A 19687-nucleotide genomic window follows, 5' to 3' on the forward strand; every position below is an offset into this window, starting at 1 on the left:
CCCAGCCCGTCGCAACTCAGGAAAACTGTCCTCAAATCAACCGGTTTTCCGTTTTTCGCGCAAGAGGCGGCGGTGGACAGCGTTTCCAAGCGAAGTGGGTACCGGTTCGCGTCACGAAAACGCGTCAAAACAGGAATCTGGGACCCCGCTCCGATTTCATCGGAACGGAAAGGACTCTAAGTCTTGAGTTCGGAAGGGACGGCCTTTACGGTCGCGTCCGGGTTTTGCGGACCCGCGAGAGACGAAAAAACCCAAAAAACTCAAAGAACAAACAAGGCTGCGGAAGCGGTGGTCAAGATCTACAAAATCTGTCCGGCCTCGGCCTGGCGCGAGGCGGAACGACAGGGTGCCTACCGGGGCAGCGCGGATGACGCGCGCGACGGATTCATCCATTTCTCGACCGCTGGCCAGGTTCCCGAGACCCTGCGCAAACACTATTTCGGGCAGCGTGCGCTGTTCCTGGTCGAGGTCGACGGCGACGTGCTCGGCAGCGAGCTGCGCTGGGAGCGCTCGCGCAATGACGAGCTGTTTCCGCATCTCTATGGCGACCTCGATATCGGTGCGGTGATCGCGGTGATCAACCTCAACATGCGCTCCGACGGCGGTCACGATGTTCCGGAGCTGTTGCCGTGATCCGCGCGTTCGACGCCTTTTCGCTGCCGGTGCTGCGCTGGCTCGACCCCGAAGATGCGCATCGCCTCGCGATCCAGGGCCTGCGCTTCCTGCCACCGGCGAAGCCGCGTGCCGATGATCCCAAGCTCGCGGTGCGCGCCTTCGGGCTGAACTTTCCCAATCCGATCGGCATGGCCGCGGGCTTCGACAAGAGCGCCGAGGTTCCGGACGCGCTGCTGCGACTCGGCTTCGGCTTCGTCGAGATCGGCTCGGTGACGCCGAAGCCGCAAGAAGGCAATCCGCGACCGCGGCTGTTCCGGCTCGAGCGCGACGAGGCGATCATCAACCGCATGGGTTTCAACAATGACGGTGCGGAGGTTGCGTTGCGCCGGCTTGCCGCGCGCGCGCAGCACGGCGGCATCGTCGGCGTCAATGTCGGTGCCAACAAGGATTCGCCGGACCGCGTCGCCGACTACGTCAAGCTGATCGAAACCTTTGCGCCGGTGGCGAGCTATTTCACCGTCAACGTCTCCTCGCCGAACACGCCCGGCCTGCGCAATCTGCAGGAAGGCGCGCTGCTCGACGATCTCCTCGCACACGTGATCGACGCCCGCGAGCGGGTGCGCCAGAAGGCGGGCGACACGCCGGTGCTGCTCAAGATCGCGCCGGATTTGAGCCTTGCCCAGCTCGACGACATCGTGCAGGTCGCGCGTTCGCGCCGGGTCGACGGCATGATCGTGTCGAACACCACGGTCGCGCGGCCGAGCACGTTGCGCGAGCAGGTGCGGGCGAAGGAGCAAGGCGGCCTATCCGGCCGTCCGCTATTCCGTCTGTCGACGCGCATGGTCGCGGAAACCTATGTGCGTGTCGAGGGTGCTTTCCCGCTCATCGGCGTCGGCGGTGTGGATTCGGGCGGCGCCGCGCTGACGAAGATCCGCGCCGGCGCCAGCCTGATCCAGCTCTATTCGTCGCTGGTCTACAAGGGTCTCGGCCTCGTCGACGAGATCAAGCGCGACCTGACCTCGACGCTGCTCCGCACGGGACGGGATTCGCTCTCCGATATCGTCGGTGCTGATGCGGCGACGCTTACGGCGGAAGACTGGCCGGGGATGTGATGCCCTTCCGTGCCCCGGACGCAGCGCAGCGCGCCGACTTCGGCGTGGTGCGCTGCAGAGCCGGGGCCCATGTGGCGGCGCTCTGGGTCCCGGCTCTGCGCAGCAGCGTTTCACGCTGCAGCGCGTCCGGGACACGAGAGCTACAGCTTCGGGAACGTCGCCCGATACAGCGCCGGATAGCGCGCACCCTGCAAGCCGCCCCGGGCGACGTAGAACGCGATCAGCGCGCTCCATAGTCCTGCATTGCCGAAGGATTGCAGCGCCAGCCAGACGCCGAAAAAGATCGCGAGCGAAACCAGCATCAGATTGCGCATCTCGCGCGCCCAGGTCGCGCCGACATAGATGCCGTCGAAGCCGAAGGCGAACACGCCCGGCAATGGCGCAAGCACGATGAACGGCAGGAAGTCGCGCGCTGCGCGGCGGACATCTTCACTCGCTGTCATGAAATTGATCAGGGCCGGGCCGAACAGCGCGAATAGCACCGCAACGACCAGCGCGAAGCCGAGGCCCCACAGCAGCACCAGCCGGGTGGAATCCAGGAAACCTTTTGCGTCGCGTGCGCCAAAGGTGCGGCCGCAGAGTTGCTGGGCCGCGTTGCCAATGCCGTCGAGGAAGAAGGCGCTGACCAGGAGGAAATTGTTGAGCACCGAGTTCGCGGCGAGCGTGACGTCGCCGGCCCGCGCGCCCTTGGCGGTGAAGAACAGGAACACGGCGATCAGCGCCGCCGTGCGGATCATGATGTCGGAGTTCACCGCCAGCAGACGCATCAGTTTTGCGCGATTGAACAGCGTTGCGCGGGGCACCCTGAAGCCTCCGGCGGCATAGCGCCGGCAGACGATCACGCCCAGCGCGAATCCGATCGTCTCCGAAAGCAGCGCGGCGATCGCCGCGCCCGCAATACCGGTGTCGTAGACAAGCACCAGCAGGATCGTCGCCACCATGTTGATGAAGTTGATGACGACCTGGAGCGCAAGGGCGGGATTGGCGCGGGCCTGCCCGACCAGCCAGCCGAGCACCACGTAATTGGCGAAGGCGAATGGCGATGACCAGATCCGCACCATGAAGTACGTTTTCGCCGCGCGCGTCACGCCTTCGCTGCCGCCCATCAGGTCGAACAGCACCGAGGTCAGCGGCAGTTGCAGCGCGATCAGCGCGGTGCCGATCAGGCCGGCAACGACGAAGCCGCGCACCAGGATCGCGGTCTGCTCGCGCGTCTCCCCAGAGCCCTGCGCCTGTGCGGTGAAGGCGAGCGTGCTCATGCGCAGGAAGCCGAACAGCCAGAACAGGCAGTCGAAGATGACGGAGGCCATCGCGACGCCGCCGAGCAGCGCGGCATCGTCGAGCCGTCCGATCGCGGTGGTCGAGACCACGCCGATCAGCGGCGTGGTCAGGTTCGCGACCATCGCCGGACCCGCGATGGAGAACACCTGTCGGGAGCTGATCCTGGGATGAACCGGTGCGTGCATGTCAGAACACGAGCACCATGCCGTCCTCTGCAGCGAGATGCGGCACTTCGCCCAGACGCGACAGCATGTCGTCGCTCATATGGGTGAGGACGAGCCGCTTGGCGCCGATCGCGGGCAGGTGCTGTTCCAAGGTCTTCAGGCTGAGATGGTTCTTGACCACCTTCTCGTACATGTAGGCTTCCGCGATGAAAAGGTCCGCGCCATGCGCCAGCGGAATGAGCGTCTCCGTCCATTCGGTATCGGCGCTGTAGGCGAGCGTGCGGCCCTCGGCCTCGACGCGATAGGCCAGGAAAGGCCCGCCGGATTCGCCGTGCACGACCGGATAGGGTGTCACCGTCACCGCGCCGAAGCTCTGGCTTTGCTCGGGGGCGAGTTCGACCACGTTCAGCTCGAATCGCTGTTTGGTCTTCGAGGAATGCTCGAACAGCGCTTCCATCACCTGGGCGAGCCGCGCCGCGATGCCTTGCGGACCCGCGATCGTCAACGGTCGCGTCCGCCGTGAGAATTGCGCGTCGAGCAGGATAAACGGCAGGCCGGCAAAATGGTCGCCGTGGAAATGCGTGATCAGGATCAGATCGATCTCGTTGCAGTCGATCTCGAGCCTCTTCAGCGCCGGCAGAGCCGACGCGCCGCAATCGATCAGGAAGTTGGCCTCGCGCCCCGAGACATGGAAGCAGGTGTTGAGCCTGCCGCCAGAGCCGAAAGCATCGCCGCAGCCGACAAAGCGCAATTGCATCGGCAGCGAGCCCTCAAAATCTCACCGGCCGCGCGGCGCGCCGAAGACACGCGAGAGCAGCCAGATCGGGATCACGATGACGGCGCCGAGCAGGAAGTAGCGCCACAGCCAGCTCACGGCATCGAAGCCGAGATCCCAGAGACGCTGGAACAAGAGACGAATGCTTTGGATGATGTTCCAGGGGTCGAAGCCGATCGCGGCCAGCACGACGCCAACCAGGATCGAGAGCAGGACCAGTCGGAACGCGACCGCCAGCGGGGAGCCGCCGAGAAAGCGGTGCAGGCCGTCGCTGCGGCCGGCCGGCAAATCTCTGACGTCTTGGACCATCGCAAACTCCTCAGGGGATTCGACCCCATTATAGGGCACGGCGAGGCACATGGGGAACCCGCAACGAGGCGTCAATCGGGTTACTGGAGTTTAATTCGGGGCGTGCCGCCGGAGCTTCCCGTCGTGGCGCGCCGCCGGCCGCGGGCTCCTTAACCTCTTCCGCTTGCGGGAGAGGGAGCGGACTGCCGTCGCGGCGACATCGAGCCTCACGCCTCAAACGTCAATCTCCGCCGCTTCCGCCTTCAGCATCTTCTCCAGCGTTTCCAGCCGGTCGGCCTCCCGCGGCGGCTTGTCCCAGCGCAGGCGGCTGATGCGGGGAAAGCGCATGGCGACGCCGGACTTGTGTCGCGGCGAACGTTGCAGACCCTCGAACGCGACCTCCAGCACGAGCCCCTTGTCGCCCTCGTGCACGACATGACGCACGGGGCCGAACTTCTCCGTGGTGTTGCGGCGGACGAAACGGTCGATCTGGAGCAGCTCCTCGTCGGTGAAGCCGAAATAGGCCTTGCCGACCGGCACCAGCTCGTCGCCGCCCTCGCCCCCGGTCCAGACGCCGAACGTATAATCGGAATAATAGGACGAGCGCTTGCCGTGGCCGCGCTGCGCATACATCAGCACGGCGTCGATGATGTGCGGATCGCGCTTCCACTTCCACCACTGGCCCTTCGGCCGCCCGGGCAAATAAGGCGCATCGCGCCGCTTCAACATCACGCCCTCGACGGCGTCCGCATTCTCGCCGGCACCTACGCTCGCCGGATCGGCGCGCGCGGCGGTCAGCGCGTCCCAGCTTGTGAAGGGGACGGTGGGCGACAGGTCGATGCGAGGATCGTCGAGCTTCTTGACAAATCTCTCCAGCCGTTCACGTCGCTCGGCGAAAGGCAGCTCGCGCAAATCATTCTCGTCGTCGCCAAGCAGATCGTAGGCGCGAAGGTGGATCGGAAACTCCTTGATCAGCTTTGGCGAGACGACCTTGCGGTTGAGACGCTGCTGCAGGACGTTGAAACTCTGCACGCGGCCCTCGCGCAGGATCAGGAGCTCGCCGTCAATGGCGCCGGGCAGGTGCAGCGACGGCACGAGGTCGGGAAAGCTTCCCGTGATGTCCTCGCCGGTGCGCGAATAGAGCCGCGCCGTGACGTGGCCGCGATCGTCCCGCCCCGCCACCGCCTGCACGCGGATGCCGTCCCATTTCCATTCGGCAATGTAGTCGCCGGGATCGAGCGCGGCGAAATCCGCATCCTCGATCGCATGCGCCAGCATCACGGGCCGGAACGGCGCTGGATCGCGATTGACCGGCTTTTCGGCGCGTCCCTCCAGCCAGGCGAACAGGTCGAGATAGGGCGGCGAGAGGCCCGGCCAGATCAGCTCGACCTCATGCGGATCCTTGTCGCCGAGTGCGGCAGCCGCGGTCTTGGCGAGGCGGGCGGAAATTCCGATCCGAAGGGCGCCGGTGACGAGCTTGAGCAGCGCCCAGCGGCCGGTCTCATCCAGCTCGTCAAGCCAGCGCTCGAGCTGCTTCGGCAACTCGGTCTTTCCGAGCGTGCGCAGCGTGGTGACGACATCGGTGAGGGATGGGGGTGGTGGGTTGTTGTGGGCGGCCAGCGCGGCCTTCGGCCACATCAGCGCCACCGTCTCCGAGAGATCGCCGACATAATCATAGGAGAGCCCGAACAGCACCGAGTCAGCGCGCGCCGCGATGAGCTCGCGGATCAGCGCGGGCTTGGCATGCTTGAAGCTGAGCGCGCCGGTCAGCGCGGCCAGCGCATAGCCGCGGTCGGGATCGCCGACCTCGCGGAAATAGCCGGTGATCAGCCGCAGCTTGTTGTTGCGGCCGGGCTCGTAAGCGAGGCGGTCGAGCAGTTCGGCGAAGCGGTTCATGCTTCGGCCTCGTCCGGAATCGGCGCCTCGCTCTCCTCCTCGTCGCCATAGCCGACGAGATCGAGCGGCCGCGCTTTCAGGCCTTTGCTCCGGCACCAATGCACCAGCGCATCTTCCTGGCCGTGAGTGACCCAGATCTCGCCCGCGCCGGTCGCGCCGATGGTAGCGGTAAGGCCATCCCAATCGGCGTGGTCGGAGATGACCAGCGGCAATTCCACGCCGCGCTGCCGCGCCCGGGCGCGCACGCGCATCCACCCCGACGCGAAGGCGGTGACGGGATCGGGAAAGCGCCGCGTCCAGAGATCGGAAGTCGCCGAGGGCGGCGCCAGTGTGATGGTGCCGGCCAGCACCGCTTTCTTCACGCCCTTCACCGGCCTCAGCTCGCCGAGCGCGATCCCGCGGCTCTGGTAGTAGTGCGTGATCGTCTCCATGGCGCCATGCAGGTAGATCGGCGCGTCATAGCCGGCCTGCCGCAGCAGCGCGATCACGCGCTGGGCCTTGCCGAGCGAATAGGCGCCGACCAGATGGGCGCGCTCCGGAAACAGCGCGACGGAGGCCAGCAGCTTCTTCACCTCGTCCGCGGCATCGCCATGCCCGAATACCGGCAGGCCAAAAGTGGCCTCGGTGATGAAAACGTCGCAGGGCACCAGCTCGAACGGCGCGCAGGTCGGATCGGCCGCGTCCTTGTAGTCGCCGGAGGCGACGATGCAGGTGTCCTTGCACGTCACCGCGATCTGCGCCGAGCCCAGCACATGGCCGGCCGGGTGAAATTTGACGCGGACGTCGCCGAGCCGGATCTCCTCGCCATAGCGGATGACTTGCGTCGATCCGGCAAAGTTCTCGCCGTAGCGCAGCCTCATCATGTCGAGCGTTTCCTGCGTCGCCAGCACCGCGCCATGGCCGGCACGGGCGTGGTCGGAATGGCCGTGGGTGATCACGGCCCGCTCGACCGGGCGGACAGGATCGATATGAAAGCCGCCGGGCTTGCAGCACAGGCCGGCAGCAGTTGGCAGCAGGATGTCTCGCGGACGCATGGGATTCATATAGGGAGCGGACGCTTCAAATTAACCGGTCTTGCGCTGGCGCTAGGCTTCGCCGGCCTGGCAGTGTAAAAGCCCGCCGAAAGCCAATTTGCGGAGGCGGGACCCCGCGCATCCATCCTCCTGAACAGTCGATTTTTTGATGGATTGCCGGGTCAAGCCTGGCAATGACGAGTAGTTCCGAATGCCCCTGCGCCTGTTCCTGTCCTCCGGCGATCTCATGGCCGACCGCCGCTTCGAGTTCGCGCGCGACCTCCAGCTCAAGGGCGACCTGGCGGCCGCCGCAGACCTCCTGGAGCAGACGATCGAGCTTGCGCCGAACTTCACCTCCGCCTGGTTCACGCTCGGCGAAATCCGCCAGCAACTCGGCGAGCGCGACAAGGCGATCGCGGCGTTTCGGGAAGCGCGCCGATGCGATCCCGCGGACCGGCACGGCGCCGGTCTGCATCTGGTGCGGCTCGGCGACGCAGAGATGGCGGAGATGCCCAAGGCTTACGTGCAGACCCTGTTCGACCAGTACGCGCCACGCTTCGAGCACACGCTGGTCAACGATCTCGGCTATCGCGCTCCGGCGCTGATCTTCAAGGCTGTGCTCGCCGCGCGCGGCGCGGCGAAGAAGCCGGCCTACTTCAAGCGGACCATCGATCTCGGCTGCGGCACCGGGCTTGCGGCTGTCGCGTTCGCCAAGCAGGTCGATCATTTCGTCGGCATCGATCTGTCGTCTGGCATGATCAAGGAGGCGCGCGCCACGAAGCTCTATGCCGAGCTCGAGGTCGCCGACATGATCGAAGGCCTGCGCGGCAAGACGGATGCGAGCGCGGACCTCATCGTCGCTGCGGATGCGTTCGTTTACGTCGCCGATCTTGCGCCGCTGCTGAATGAAGCGAAGCGCGTGCTCGCGCCCGGCGGCGTGCTCGCCTGCACGCTGGAGACGCACGATGGCAGCGGTGTCGTTCTCGGTGAACGCCTGCGTTATGCCCACTCAGCGGAATATGTCCGCGCCGCGATCGCCAAGGCGAACCTCAAGCTGCTGACACTGGAGCCGGCCTCGCCGCGCATCGAGAACAACGAGCCGGTCCGCGGTCTCGTCGTCGTTGCCGAGAAAACTTGAGTCTAGGCGCTGGATCCGCAGCGATTTGAGCGTCATTGCGTCGCAAAGCTGCGACTTCCCACTTGCGAGCCGAGCTGCGATGCCAGCACAATGCTCTCGCTAGGGAGAAACAAATAATGACGAAGAATCCATCGCGGCGCGATTTCAGCGCCGCCGCGCTCGCCACCATCGCTGCATCCACCTTGCCCGCACCTCATGTCTGGGCTGCGGAAAAGAAATACGATGCGGGCGCCAGCGACACCGAGATCAAGATCGGACAGACCGTGCCCCATTCCGGCCCCGGCTCGCTCTACGGCGTGCTCGGGCGCATCGGCGAAGCCTATTTCCAGATGCTGAACGAGAAGGGCGGCATCAATGGACGCAAGGTCAAATTCCTCACCATGGACGACGCCTACAGCGCGCCGAAATGCGTCGAGGCGACGCGGCGCCTGGTCGAGCAGGAGGAAGTGCTGGCGCTCTATGGCTCGCTCGGCACCGCGCCGCAGACCGCCGTGCACAAATACCTGAACTCCAAGGGCGTGCCGCAGCTGCTGCTCAACACCGGCGCATCGAAGTGGAACAACCCAAAAGAGTTCAAATGGACGATGGCGGGGCTGCCGCTCTATCCGACCGAGGCGCGCATCCTGGCCCGGCACGTCGTCAGCGTGAAGCCGAACGCGAAGATCGGCATCCTCTACCAGAACGACGATTTCGGCCGCGACTTCTTGGGTCCCTTCAAGAAGGTGCTGGCCGATGCCGGCGGCACCGCGCAGGTGATCATGGAGCAGACCTACGATCTCACCGAGCCGACCGTCGATTCCCAGCTCATCAATCTCTCGAAGTCAGGCGCCGACGTCTTCTACAACATCTCAACCGGCAAGGCGTCGTCGCAGTCGATTCGTAAGGTGGCCGAGCTCGGCTGGAAGCCGCTGCAGCTGCTGTCGGCGGGCTCGACCGGCCGTTCCATCCTCAGCGCCGCCGGCCTCGAGAACGCCGCCGGCATCGTCGCTATCCGCTACAACAAGGAGGTCGGCCTGCCCAAATGGGAGAAGGACCCCGACGTGATGGCGTTCGAGGAACTGCGCAAGAAGTACACGCCGGCGATCGACCCTGACAACACCATCGCCTTTGCTGGCTACGGCCAGGCCGTGACCATGGGCGAGATCCTGCGCCGCTGCGGCGACGAGCTCACCCGCGCCAACGTGCTGAAGCAGGCATCGACGCTCGCTGGCTTTCACTCGCCCTACTTCCTCGACGGCGTCACCTACAGCTACACGCCCGAGAATTACACGCCGATGAAGACGCTGTTCATCTCCACCTTCACCGGCAAGGACTGGGACATTTCCGACAAGCCGATGTCGGAGTAGGTGGCGGGACGAAATCCGCCTGGCCTCCCCTCTCCTGCTCTGTCAGGAGAGGCAGGACGACGCCGGCGCTTCGCGCTAACCTAGGATGCCCAGCCGATACGCCTGCGTCGCATTCACACCAAGAGCCTTGTCCCGCACACGCGGGCCAAGCCTCGCCAGGCAGGCCTCCAGCGCGGTCTTGATCTCGCCGTAACTCCCCGCAAGCAGGCACACTGGCCAGTCCGAGCCGAAGATCAGCCTGTCCTCGCCAAAACATTCTGCGGCGTGCTCGACGAACGGAAGCAGCCGTTCCACATCCCAGTCATTCCAGACCGCCTCGGTCGCCAGACCTGAGATCTTGCACCAGACATTGCCGCAGGCAGCTAACGCTGCGATGCGGTCGGCCCATTCGGTGCTCCCGCCGTCGGCGATCGGCGGCTTGGCGGCGTGATCGAGCACGAAGCGCGCTTGCGGAAAGGCCTGCGCAGTCGCGATCGCGGCCGGCAGCTCGCGGGTGCGAACGAGGAGATCGTAGGCGAGATTGCGAGCGAAAACGGCCGTGAGACCGCGCTGGACATCCTCGCGGAGCAGCCAATCCGGATCAGCCTCATCGTGGACCTGGTGGCGGATACCAACCAGCTTGCCGCCGCCGGGCAAAGCGCGCAGGCGATCAAGCGTTTCGTCGACGGCTCCATCCGTCAGATCAGCCCAACCGACGACGCCGACGACGAAGGGATTCTCGTGCGCGATGTGCAGGAACTCCTCGGTCTCCTCCAGCGCGGAGCGGCACTGCACGAGGATGCTTGCGTCGATGCCGTTGGCCTTCATGAGCGGCGCGAAATCGGCGGGACCGAAGGCGCGGCGGATCGGGCCGAGTTCGTCCGCCTCCATCCAGGGATAGTCGGCGCGTGCCGGGTCCCAGAAATGCTGGTGGCCGTCGATGATCATGCCTTACACTCCGCCCGGCAACGGCGCCCGCGCATCGACGAGCTTTCGTGCGCGCAACTCCTGCCAGAACGCGGGCGGCACCGCTTTCTCCGACATCGCGATGTTGTCGACCACTTCCACGGCATTGCGCGCGCCCATCACGGCGACCGTCACCGCCGGATGCGCCATGCAGAACTGGAGCGCGGCGGCTTTCAGCTCGGTGCCGTGCCTGCGGCAGAGCGCGTCGAGCTCGAGCGCACGCGCGACGAGCGCCGGATCGGCGTCCTGATAGTTGAACTTCGCGGAGGTCCGCGGATTGGCCAGAACGCCGCTGTTGTAGATGCCGCCGAGCAGGATGCCGATATGCTTCGCCCGACAGACCGGAAACAGCGCATCCAGCGCGCCCTGGTCGAGCAGCGTGTAGCGGCCGGCGAGCAGGAAGCAGTCGACCGGCACGGCCTCGGCGAAGCGAACCAGCATCTCCGACTGGTTCATGCCGGCGCCGATCGCCTTGACCGTGCCTTCGCTGCGCAGGCGCTGGAGCGCACGGAAGGCGCCGGTGACGGCGTCGTCATAGTGGTCGTCGGGATCATGCACGAGCAGGACGTCGACGCGGTCGAGCCCAAGGCGCGCCAGGCTCTCCTCGACCGATCGCATCACGCCGTCATGGCTGAAATCGAACACCGGCCGCTCGCGCGGCGTGCCCTTGTAGTGCTCGTCCTCCGTGGCATTGCCATCCGGTGCGCGCAGCAGACGGCCAACCTTGGTCGAGATGGCGTAGGAGTCGCGCGGCTGTTGCCGCAGGAATGCACCCAGCCGCCGCTCGGCAAGGCCAAAGCCATAGAGCGGCGCGGTATCGAAGAAGCGGACGCCGAGCGACCAGGCCCTTTCAATCGTCGCTTGCGCATCGGCATCGCTGACGGGAGAGAACAATCCGCCGAGCGGGGCGGAACCAAGGCCGATTGAGGTGACGTCGAGAGCGCCGAGCCGCGACATTTTCATTCCCATTGCCTTCCAGCAGTCTTCTTCCACAGTCTTCTTCCAACAGCCCAAATCATCTCTCCCGCTTGCGCAAACCGCAAGCGGGATAGACATGTGGGAGCACGGGGCTGGGGCGCTCCTACTTCAACATCTGCGCGACGTTGTCCTTGGTGACGAGATCGAGGCCGGTGTAGACGATCTCCGGCACCTTCTCGCCCTTCTTGATCGCGAGCAGCGTGTCCATGGCCTTCTCGCCCATCTCGAACGGACGCTGGCCGACCAGCGCGTTGGCATAGCCGTCGCGCAGCAGCTCGAGCTGCATCTTCAGCGTATCGGCTACGACCAGCGTGAACTTGCCGGAATCGATGTCCTTTTTGTTCCTGGACGCGAAGGCCTTGAAACCCTCAGGAGCGAACATCGGCCAACCGCCGATCGGAACGATGGCGGCGAAGTCAGGCGTTGCGGTGCGCATGTCCGTCATCTGCTGGACCGCCAGCGCGGGATCGTCGTTGCAGAAGGTCGGGGAACCCGCGACCTCGGTCCATTTCGAGCCCTTCAGTGCCTCGCGCACGCCATCGACGCGCTCGGCGAGGTTCTTGGCGCCGGGACCGCCCGAGACCATGGCGTATTTGCCGCCATCGGGCCGCATCTTCAGGAGCTGCTTGCCGAGAGCCAGGCCGAACTCCTTGTTGTTGGTGCCGATATAGGCGATGCGCTTGGAGCCCGGGGCATCGGCGTCGAAGGTGATGACGGGGATGCCGGCGGCGGTTGCCGCCTCGATCGACTTGGTCATGGCTGCGACGTCGGCAACCGAGATCGCGAGGCCGTCGACCTTCTGGGTGATGAAGTCCTGGATGATCTGGGCCTGCGTCGCCGGCTCATGCTCCACCGGCCCCTTGTAGATGCACTCGATGTTGCCGAGCTCCTTGGCGCGCTTGAGGCAGCCATCGCGCGCGAAGTCGAAGAACGGATTGTTCATCGCCTTGGGCACGATGACGAAGCGGTAGTTCGCGGCGAACGCCGGCGTCGCCATCATCGCAACCGCGATGCCGGCAAGCAGAAGTTTCCTCATTGTCTCCTCCACCCTTGTTTGATGCCCATCCTGTCGAAAGCGCCCGGGAAGCGGACGGGCGGCATCTTGGTTGCCCTCCCGGAACGACGTCACGTCAGGTCATCCGCGAGCGGATACGGTCGACCAGCACGGCGAGGATGATGATCACGCCCACCAGCGTCTGCTGCCAGTAGGAGCTGACCTGCGCCAGCACGAGACCGTTGCGGATCACTTCCAGCAGCACGCAGCCGACGATGGCCCCCAGCGGGCCGCCAATACCGCCGGCGAGGTTGGCGCCGCCGATCACTGCCGCCGCGATCACGTTGAGCTCGTAGGATGTCGCCATGTTGGCCGGCGCCGACCCGAGCCAACCGGAGATGATGATGCCCTGGAGCCCCGCGGCGAGCGCGCAGATCACGTAGACCTCGATCTTCACCCGCACCACCGGAATGCCGGTGAGCTCGGCCGCCTTCTCGTTGCCGCCGAGCGCGAAGACGTGGCGGCCGAACGCGGTGTGATGCAGCACCACGGCCATCGCCAGCGCGAGGATCACGAGATAAATGAAAGGTACGGGTACGCCGAGCACATCGCCCGAGGTCGCTGCGTAGAACAAATCGGCGTCCGGTCCGCCCGGAAAGCTGCCACGGCCGTTGGAGACGACGTAGCCGAGGCCGCGCACGATCGAGAGCATGCCGAGCGTGGTCACGAAGGGAGACAGGCCGAGCACGGCGATGCAAAGCCCGTTGACGAGGCCGGCGATCAGCGCCACGCCGAGGCCGGCGAGGATCGAGACCAGCAGGATCAGCCCGGGCACATTGGCGAGCACGGTCTTGCCGTCGGCCGCCATATGCACGAACAGCGAGCCCGCGGGCGAGCCGGGCGTCGACAGCTCGGTCATCACCATCGAGGTGATCATGGCGGAGAAGCACATCATCGAGCCGACCGAGAGGTCGATGCCGCCGGTGATGATCACGAAGGTGACGCCGAGCGTCGCAATGGCGATGAAGGAGAAGTTCTTCGCCACATTCTGCATGTTGCCTTCGGTGAAGAAGTAGGGACTGGCGAAGTTCATGATCACCAGCAGCCCCGCCAGCGCGAGCAGCACGTAGCCGGTCTGGGAGGCGAAGAGGCCGCGCTGCCACCATCTGATCTTGCCGACATTGGAGAAGGTGACCGGGGATTCCAAGGGCATAGCCATCACGCTGCCTCCTTCGCACCGGTGATGAGAGCGGTGACTTCCTCGGGCGATGTCTGGTGGATCGGCTTGTCGGCCCGCTTCTCGCCACGGCGCATGACGATGACGCGGTCGCACACCGCGAACACGTCGGGCATGCGATGCGAGATCAGTATGACGGCGACGCCCTGCTCCTTCAGCCGGTGAATCAGGCCGAGCACCTGCTCGACCTGGCGCACGGAGATCGCGGCGGTCGGCTCGTCCATCATCACGAGCCTGGCGTTGGACAACCGCGTCCGCGCGATCGCGACCGCCTGGCGCTGGCCGCCCGACATCTGCTTGACGAGATCGTCGGGGCGCGTCTCCGAGCGCAGCTCGCCGAACAGCTCGAGCGCGCGCGCCGCCATCGCCTTGTGGTCGAGCAAGGCGATGGGTCCGAACTTGCGCTTCAGCTCGCGCCCGAGAAAGACGTTGGCTGCCGCCGTCAGATTGTCCGATAGCGCGAGGTCCTGATAGACCACCTCGATGCCGACAGCGCGGGCATCGACGGGACGATTGAAATGCACTGCGCTGCCGGCGAAGCGCATCTCGCCGTGCGTGGGACGAAAATTTCCGGCAATGATCTTGACCAGCGTCGACTTGCCCGCGCCGTTGTCGCCCATCAGGCCGACCACCTCGCCAGGCAGGATCTGCATGTCGACATCGTGCAGCGCGCGGATCGCGCCGAACTCCTTGCCGATGCCGGTCAGCTCGAGGACCGGTGTTGCGTCGGTCTTTGCCATCGACGGTCTTCCTCAGACATAGCGGTTGACGAGGGATTCCAGATATTCCTGCCGGCCCGAGCGCGGCTGCGGGTCGAAGCCGGGACTTATCGCACGGTCGGCGAGATCGGCGAGCGAGCGATGGCCGCCGAGAATGGCGCGACCCTCGGGGCCGGCCCACCCTTCGTAACGCTTGGCAAGCGGCTCAGTGAGGACGGCGGCATCGATCATGTCGGCGGCGGCGAGGAAGGCACGCGCACAAGCATCCATCGAACCGACATGGGCATGGATCAAATCGTCGGGATCGATGGACTGACGGCGGATCTTGGCGTCGAAATTGAGCCCACCCGAGGTGAACCCGCCGCGGTTCAGGACCTCGTGGAACACCAGCGCGAGCTCGCCCACGTTCATTGCGAACTGGTCGGTGTCCCAGCCGAGCAGATCGTCGCCGCGGTTGATGTCGAGCGAGCCAAAGACACCGAGCGCCTCGGCGAGCGCGACCTCGTGATGGAAGGAATGGCCGGCGAGGATCGCGTGGTTCTGCTCGATGTTGAGCTTGACATCGTTCAGGAGATCGTAGCGTTCGAGGAAGCCGTAGCAGGTGGCGACGTCGAAATCATACTGATGCTTGGTCGGCTCCTTCGGCTTCGGCTCGATCAGGATCGGTCCCTTGAAACCGATCTTGTGCTTGTGCTCGACGACGAGCGAGAGAAAGCGGCCGAGCTGGTCGAGCTCGCGCTTGAGATCGGTGTTCAGCAGCGTCTCGTAGCCCTCGCGCCCGCCCCACAGCACGTAGTTCTCGCCGCCGAGCCTGTGCGTCACCTCCAGCGCAGCGCGGACCTGGCCCGCGGCATAGGTGAAGATATCAGGGTCCGGATTGGTCGCGGCGCCCGCCATGTAGCGGCGGTGTGAGAACAGGTTTGCGGTGCCCCAGAGCAGGCGCACTTTTGCAGAGGCCATCTTCTGTTCGAACAGATCGGCGATCGCGTTGAGGTTGGCAACGGACTCCGCGAGCGTGGCGCCTTCCGGCGCCGCATCGACGTCGTGGAAGGTGAAGAACGGCACGTCGAGCAGGCGGAACAGCTCGAAGGCGACGTCAGCCTTTGCGCGCGCCATCGCCATCGCGTCGGTGCCGTGGTGCCAGGGCCGCAGGAACGTCTCTCCACCGAAGGGATCGCCGCCGGGCCAGCAGAAGGAATGCCAATAGCAGACTGCAAAGCGCAGATGATCCTCGAGCCTGCGGCCGTGCACGAGCCGGTCCTTGTCGTACCAACGGAAGGCGGGCGCGCTTGCGGCATCCCTGCCGGCAAAGGCGACGGGTGCGCTGGCATCGAAGAACTTGGCTGACGCGTTCACTTAACGGACTCCTTCAGTGCTGGATAAAGCGCGCGCCATCGCCGATAGGTCTCGTCATAGGCCGAAGCGACGGATGCACGGGGCATGAAGCTCGCAAGCCGGCGCGAACGGGTGCAGACGTCCGCGGGATCTTCGCCGGTCGCGGCAAGCCGGGCGAGCCGCGCGGCGCCGAGCGCGGCCCCGACCTCGCCTTCCTCGACGCGGTGGACGGGAATGCCGAGCACGTCGGCGCAGATCTGCGCCCACAGCGGTGAGCGCGAGCCACCGCCGACGAGATCGACCTCGGCAATCGCCCCACTCGCCGCGCTCAGCACCGCCAGATTGTCGCGCGCGGCAAAGGCGACGCCTTCGAGCACGGCCTGGACGATCTGGCTCCGGCCGGTCGCACCGCGCAAGCCGACAAAGGCGCCGCTGGCAGCGGCATCGTTGTGCGGCGTGCGTTCGCCATCGAGATAGGGCAGGAATCTGATCGGGCTTGGTCCATCGACGCGCTCGCCGAGCGGCGCCAGCAGCGCTCCAGCCGGCGTCTCCATCACGCCTGCGAGCCACGCGAGCGAGGCCGCCGCCGACAGCATTACGCCCATCTGGTGCCAGAGGCCGGGTAGCGCGTGACAGAAGGCATGCACGGCCGAAGCCGGCGCCGGGGCGAAGCGATCGGTGACGCGGAACAGGACGCCCGACGTTCCCAGCGACAGGAAGGCATCGCCCGGCACGATGGCACCGAGCCCGATCGCGCTGGCCGCATTGTCGCCGGCACCGCCCGCGACCACGACATCCTTCTGCATGCCCCAGCGCCGCGCGTAGTCCGGCGCGAGCACTGCGCTCACCTCACTGCCCTCGACCAGGCGTGGCATGTGGTGCAGATCGAGCCCGGTGGCATGCAGCAGCAGGGCCGACCAGCGACGCAGACCGACATCCAGCCACAGCGTGCCGGCCGCATCCGACATGTCCTCGACCATCTCGCCGGTGAGCCGATAGCGGACATAGGCTTTCGGCAACAGCACCTTTGCGACGCGGTCGAAGATTTCGGGTTCGTGCCGCGCGACCCATAACAATTTCGGGGCGGTGAAACCGGGCATCGCCAGATTGCCGGTGATCGTGTGCAGCGAGGGACAGCGCCGCTCCAGCGTGGCGCATTCGGCCTGCGAGCGACCGTCGTTCCAGAGGATGGCCGGACGCAGCGGCCGGCCGTCCTTGCCGAGCAGCGTCGCGCCGTGCATCTGGCCTGACAGCCCGATGCCACGAACCTGCGCAACCTCGCGCGGCTGGCGCACGGCGAGATCGTCGATTGCGCCGATGGCCGCATCGACCCAGGTGTCGGGATCCTGCTCGGACCACAGCGGCGCAGGGTGCGACAGCGCAAGCTCACGCGCCGCCGTCGCGACAACCGCGCCGGCTTCGTTCACAAGCACCGCTTTCACACCGGATGTGCCGATGTCGATCCCGAGATACACGCTATCCTCCCTTTCGCCTGCTGCGGTGCGCGATCTTGCGTCGCTTTCCCCGCAACGGGCCCTTCCGAAATCCACCTGCCGCTAGGGCAGATTGTCCCGCATCACGATGTCGATCCTGATCTTCTCCTGTTCGCGCAAGATCGGCTCGCCGCGGGCAAGCGCCAGCAGCACGCGCACGGCCGCGCGCGCTTCATGTCCGGGGTTCTGCGAAATCGCAGCATCCATCACGCCCTGCAGCAGCAATCGGCGCGTCAGCGCCGTGACGTCGTGTCCGACGAACACCACCTGCTTGTCGCGACCGACTTCGTTCAACACCTTGTCGTTCAGTACCTTGTCGTTGAGTGCCTTGGCGACGCCTTGCGTGCCGGCACCGACGTTATAGAGGCCGACAATGTCGGCGTGGCTGCGAAGCAGCCGGCCCAGCAGCTGCTCCGAACGGTCGTCCTCGTCGCGCCCTTCCAGTACCGGCAACACGCCGAGATCGGGGAATTCCGTCGCCATCACCTGGTTGAAGCCGAAGATGCGCTCGGCATGATCGCGCAGGCCCTGCGAGCCCGCGACGATCGCGACCTTGCCGGACCTTTGGCCAACCAGCCGCCCGACCAGCGCGCCGGCGGTCCGCCCCGCCGCGATATTGTCGATGCCGACATAATGGTGCCGGCGCGAGGATGGTACGTCCGAGACCAGCGTCACGACCTTGGTGCCGGCATCGACGAGATCGTTGATGGCAGCGCGCACGCCGGGATGATCCAGTGCCACCACGGCAACCCCGTCGCAATCGCCCGACAATGCCTCCAGCGAGGCCGCGAGCGCGGAAGGGTCGAACACGTCGGTTGCGACCGTCTCGACGCTGAGGCGGCGGGCCGCCAGCCAGGCTGACATCTCGCCGAGATAGGCCTCGATCTGCTGCATGAACGGGTTTGGCCCCGACGGCATCACGAAGGCGAAACGGCGGGCGCGGCCGCGGGCGAGCTCGGCGGCGGCCACATGCGGCTGGAACGCATTGCGCTCGATCGCCGCCTTGACGCGGCGCACCGTGTCCGGCCGCACGCCCGGGCGATTGTGCAGGACGCGGTCCACCGTCGCGAGGCTGACGCCTGCCTCGCGGGCGATGTCCTTCAGCGTCAGCGCGGTCGGGGTGAGCGTCTCGGCCATGGCTGAAGGCTAGCAGAGGTTTTTTGAGGTACGCAACTCATTTTGAGGCGACCTCGCTGATTTGCGTGCCTTGCGTGGAGACGCGCTCCTGAGCTACCGACGCGCCGGCGCCGACAGGTCCAGCGCCAGGAACAGGCTGTTGGGATCCTCGACATAGCCCTCGAACGGGCCACAGACGATGAAGCCGTGCGCAAGGTAGAGCGCGTGGGCCGACTTGAAATAGTCCCACGAGCCGGTCTCGAGGCTGAGCCGCGTCATGCCGCGCGCACGAGCCTCCGTGATGATGTGACGCAGCATCCGGCCGCCATAGCCGCGCCGCCGCGCGGTCTGCAGCGTGTGCATCGACTTGACCTCGCCGTGGCTCGCCGAAAGCGTCTTCAACGCCCCGGTGGCGACCAGCGTCTCGCCGTCCCAGCCGGTCCAGAACGCGACGTCGGGTGCACGCAAGCCCGCAAGATCGAGCGCGTGGGCGCTGCCCGACGCCGTCTGCGCCCGCGCGGCCGTAACGTGGTGATCGAGCAGCGCGACGACGCGGGGATCATAGGTGTCGCCGGTGCGGATCTGCATCGTGCTCGTCTCCATGTCCTGCCCTCACATCTTGCCGTAGGACGCGCCGCGCCTGATGATGATGACGTAGCGCGCGTCCTGCTTCGTTTCGTTCTCGAAGATCACAGCGCGCATCACGTCGAAATCCAGACAATCGCCCTCGCGCAGCCGCACGGCCTTGGCATCGATATGCACGGCGATCGCGCCCTCCAGCATCAGCAGCTGCTGGGTGAAGGCGTTGCGGCCCCAGGGGCTGTAGGAGACGCGGGCGCCGGCCGGAAGGTCGACGACGATGATCTCGATGCCGCTGGCCGCATCCGGCGGCGAGGCATGACGCCGGCGATAGCCGCTGTCGGGATCGCGCCAGAGCGGCTGGTCCGCAAGTCGCACCAGGCGCTCCGGCGGCTTTTCGGCGAGCGCGACGACGTCGCTGAGCGTGACGTCGAGCGCCGCGCAAAGCTTGTTGAGCAGCGCCGCCGTCGCACTGCTCTGCGCCCGCTCCACCCGCCCGATCATGGCCCGGCTGACGCCGGAGCGGCCTGCAAGCTCGTTCAACGTCATGCCCGCCTGCGTCCGCAGCGTTTTCAGGCGCCGACCGATGGCGCGATCGAGTTTCTGCTGGTCCATGGCTTTCATCAAAACATCGCCCCATACGAGGACCGCACCCATCAGAGC

The 19687-nt window shown here is 65.8% G+C and carries 19 protein-coding genes; 4 read left to right on the plus strand and 15 right to left on the minus strand.

The genetic code is table 11. The features are described from left to right. Positions 1 to 288: 288 nt before the first annotated feature. Positions 289 to 633 (plus strand): DUF952 domain-containing protein, encoded by a 345-nt coding sequence (locus ACSHT2_RS18480; RefSeq protein WP_440635581.1) that lies wholly within the window; start codon positions 289 to 291, stop codon positions 631 to 633. After that, positions 630 to 1727 carry a quinone-dependent dihydroorotate dehydrogenase gene (locus ACSHT2_RS18485; protein WP_271527265.1) on the plus strand — a complete coding sequence of 366 codons (1098 nt, stop codon included), beginning with the start codon at positions 630 to 632 and terminating at the stop codon, positions 1725 to 1727. The genes ACSHT2_RS18480 and ACSHT2_RS18485 overlap by 4 nt, the downstream gene beginning before the upstream one ends. 140 nt (positions 1728 to 1867) lie before the next feature. On the opposite strand, the gene ACSHT2_RS18490 is transcribed toward ACSHT2_RS18485, so the two are convergent. From ACSHT2_RS18490 to ACSHT2_RS18510, 5 genes are all read right to left on the minus strand, one after another. Then, positions 1868 to 3193, minus strand: coding sequence for an MATE family efflux transporter (locus tag ACSHT2_RS18490; protein ID WP_440635583.1), 1326 nt, complete (start codon positions 3191 to 3193; stop codon positions 1868 to 1870). A 1-nt stretch (position 3194) separates the two neighbouring features. Next, positions 3195 to 3929: an MBL fold metallo-hydrolase gene (locus ACSHT2_RS18495; RefSeq protein WP_440635584.1), complete on the minus strand. Its 735-nt coding sequence runs from the start codon at positions 3927 to 3929 to the stop codon at positions 3195 to 3197. A 21-nt stretch (positions 3930 to 3950) separates the two neighbouring features. Beyond that, the gene (locus ACSHT2_RS18500; protein ID WP_440635585.1) at positions 3951 to 4256 is read right to left on the minus strand and encodes a DUF6460 domain-containing protein; all 306 of its coding nucleotides are present in this window, start codon (positions 4254 to 4256) and stop codon (positions 3951 to 3953) included. A gap of 213 nt (positions 4257 to 4469) precedes the next feature. Continuing rightward, positions 4470 to 6131 carry an ATP-dependent DNA ligase gene (locus ACSHT2_RS18505; protein WP_440635586.1) on the minus strand — a complete coding sequence of 554 codons (1662 nt, stop codon included), beginning with the start codon at positions 6129 to 6131 and terminating at the stop codon, positions 4470 to 4472. After that, positions 6128 to 7165 carry a ligase-associated DNA damage response exonuclease gene (locus tag ACSHT2_RS18510; RefSeq protein WP_440635587.1) on the minus strand — a complete coding sequence of 346 codons (1038 nt, stop codon included), beginning with the start codon at positions 7163 to 7165 and terminating at the stop codon, positions 6128 to 6130. The genes ACSHT2_RS18505 and ACSHT2_RS18510 overlap by 4 nt, the downstream gene beginning before the upstream one ends. 190 nt (positions 7166 to 7355) lie before the next feature. Between ACSHT2_RS18510 and ACSHT2_RS18515 the strand changes: the two genes are divergently transcribed. Together ACSHT2_RS18515 and ACSHT2_RS18520 are read left to right on the plus strand one after the other, a co-directional pair. Further along, positions 7356 to 8282: a methyltransferase domain-containing protein gene (locus ACSHT2_RS18515; protein ID WP_440635588.1), complete on the plus strand. Its 927-nt coding sequence runs from the start codon at positions 7356 to 7358 to the stop codon at positions 8280 to 8282. A 116-nt stretch (positions 8283 to 8398) separates the two neighbouring features. Then, positions 8399 to 9628 (plus strand): ABC transporter substrate-binding protein, encoded by a 1230-nt coding sequence (locus ACSHT2_RS18520; protein ID WP_440635589.1) that lies wholly within the window; start codon positions 8399 to 8401, stop codon positions 9626 to 9628. Positions 9629 to 9703: 75 nt separating this feature from the next. On the opposite strand, the gene ACSHT2_RS18525 is transcribed toward ACSHT2_RS18520, so the two are convergent. The 10 genes from ACSHT2_RS18525 to ACSHT2_RS18570 form a co-directional block, all read right to left on the minus strand. Then, a complete protein-coding gene (locus ACSHT2_RS18525; RefSeq protein ID WP_440635590.1) occupies positions 9704 to 10555 on the minus strand; it encodes an amidohydrolase family protein in 852 nt (283 codons plus the stop codon). Positions 10556 to 10558: 3 nt separating this feature from the next. After that, positions 10559 to 11536 (minus strand): aldo/keto reductase, encoded by a 978-nt coding sequence (locus tag ACSHT2_RS18530; RefSeq protein WP_440635592.1) that lies wholly within the window; start codon positions 11534 to 11536, stop codon positions 10559 to 10561. A gap of 118 nt (positions 11537 to 11654) precedes the next feature. Next, on the minus strand, positions 11655 to 12587 hold the full coding sequence (locus ACSHT2_RS18535) for a sugar-binding protein (protein ID WP_440635594.1): 933 nt from the start codon (positions 12585 to 12587) through the stop codon (positions 11655 to 11657). A gap of 94 nt (positions 12588 to 12681) precedes the next feature. After that, positions 12682 to 13764 carry an ABC transporter permease gene (locus ACSHT2_RS18540; RefSeq protein ID WP_440635595.1) on the minus strand — a complete coding sequence of 361 codons (1083 nt, stop codon included), beginning with the start codon at positions 13762 to 13764 and terminating at the stop codon, positions 12682 to 12684. After that, positions 13764 to 14522: an ATP-binding cassette domain-containing protein gene (locus tag ACSHT2_RS18545; protein ID WP_440635596.1), complete on the minus strand. Its 759-nt coding sequence runs from the start codon at positions 14520 to 14522 to the stop codon at positions 13764 to 13766. Before ACSHT2_RS18545 ends, ACSHT2_RS18540 begins: the two co-directional genes overlap by 1 nt. A 12-nt stretch (positions 14523 to 14534) precedes the next feature. After that, a complete protein-coding gene (xylA, locus tag ACSHT2_RS18550; RefSeq protein WP_440635598.1) occupies positions 14535 to 15857 on the minus strand; it encodes a xylose isomerase in 1323 nt (440 codons plus the stop codon). Continuing rightward, a complete protein-coding gene (gene xylB, locus ACSHT2_RS18555) occupies positions 15854 to 17311 on the minus strand; it encodes a xylulokinase (protein ID WP_440635600.1) in 1458 nt (485 codons plus the stop codon). Before xylB ends, xylA begins: the two co-directional genes overlap by 4 nt. An 81-nt stretch (positions 17312 to 17392) precedes the next feature. Continuing rightward, a complete protein-coding gene (locus ACSHT2_RS18560) occupies positions 17393 to 18466 on the minus strand; it encodes a LacI family DNA-binding transcriptional regulator (protein WP_440635602.1) in 1074 nt (357 codons plus the stop codon). A 93-nt stretch (positions 18467 to 18559) separates the two neighbouring features. Beyond that, complete coding sequence (locus ACSHT2_RS18565) at positions 18560 to 19033, minus strand: GNAT family N-acetyltransferase (protein ID WP_440642873.1); 474 nt, start codon at positions 19031 to 19033, stop codon at positions 18560 to 18562. A 24-nt stretch (positions 19034 to 19057) separates the two neighbouring features. After that, the gene (locus ACSHT2_RS18570; RefSeq protein WP_239627932.1) at positions 19058 to 19639 is read right to left on the minus strand and encodes a helix-turn-helix domain-containing protein; all 582 of its coding nucleotides are present in this window, start codon (positions 19637 to 19639) and stop codon (positions 19058 to 19060) included. Positions 19640 to 19687 lie beyond the last annotated feature (48 nt).

Source organism: Bradyrhizobium sp. PUT101 (assembly GCF_052043945.1).
Classification (GTDB): domain Bacteria; phylum Pseudomonadota; class Alphaproteobacteria; order Rhizobiales; family Xanthobacteraceae; genus Bradyrhizobium.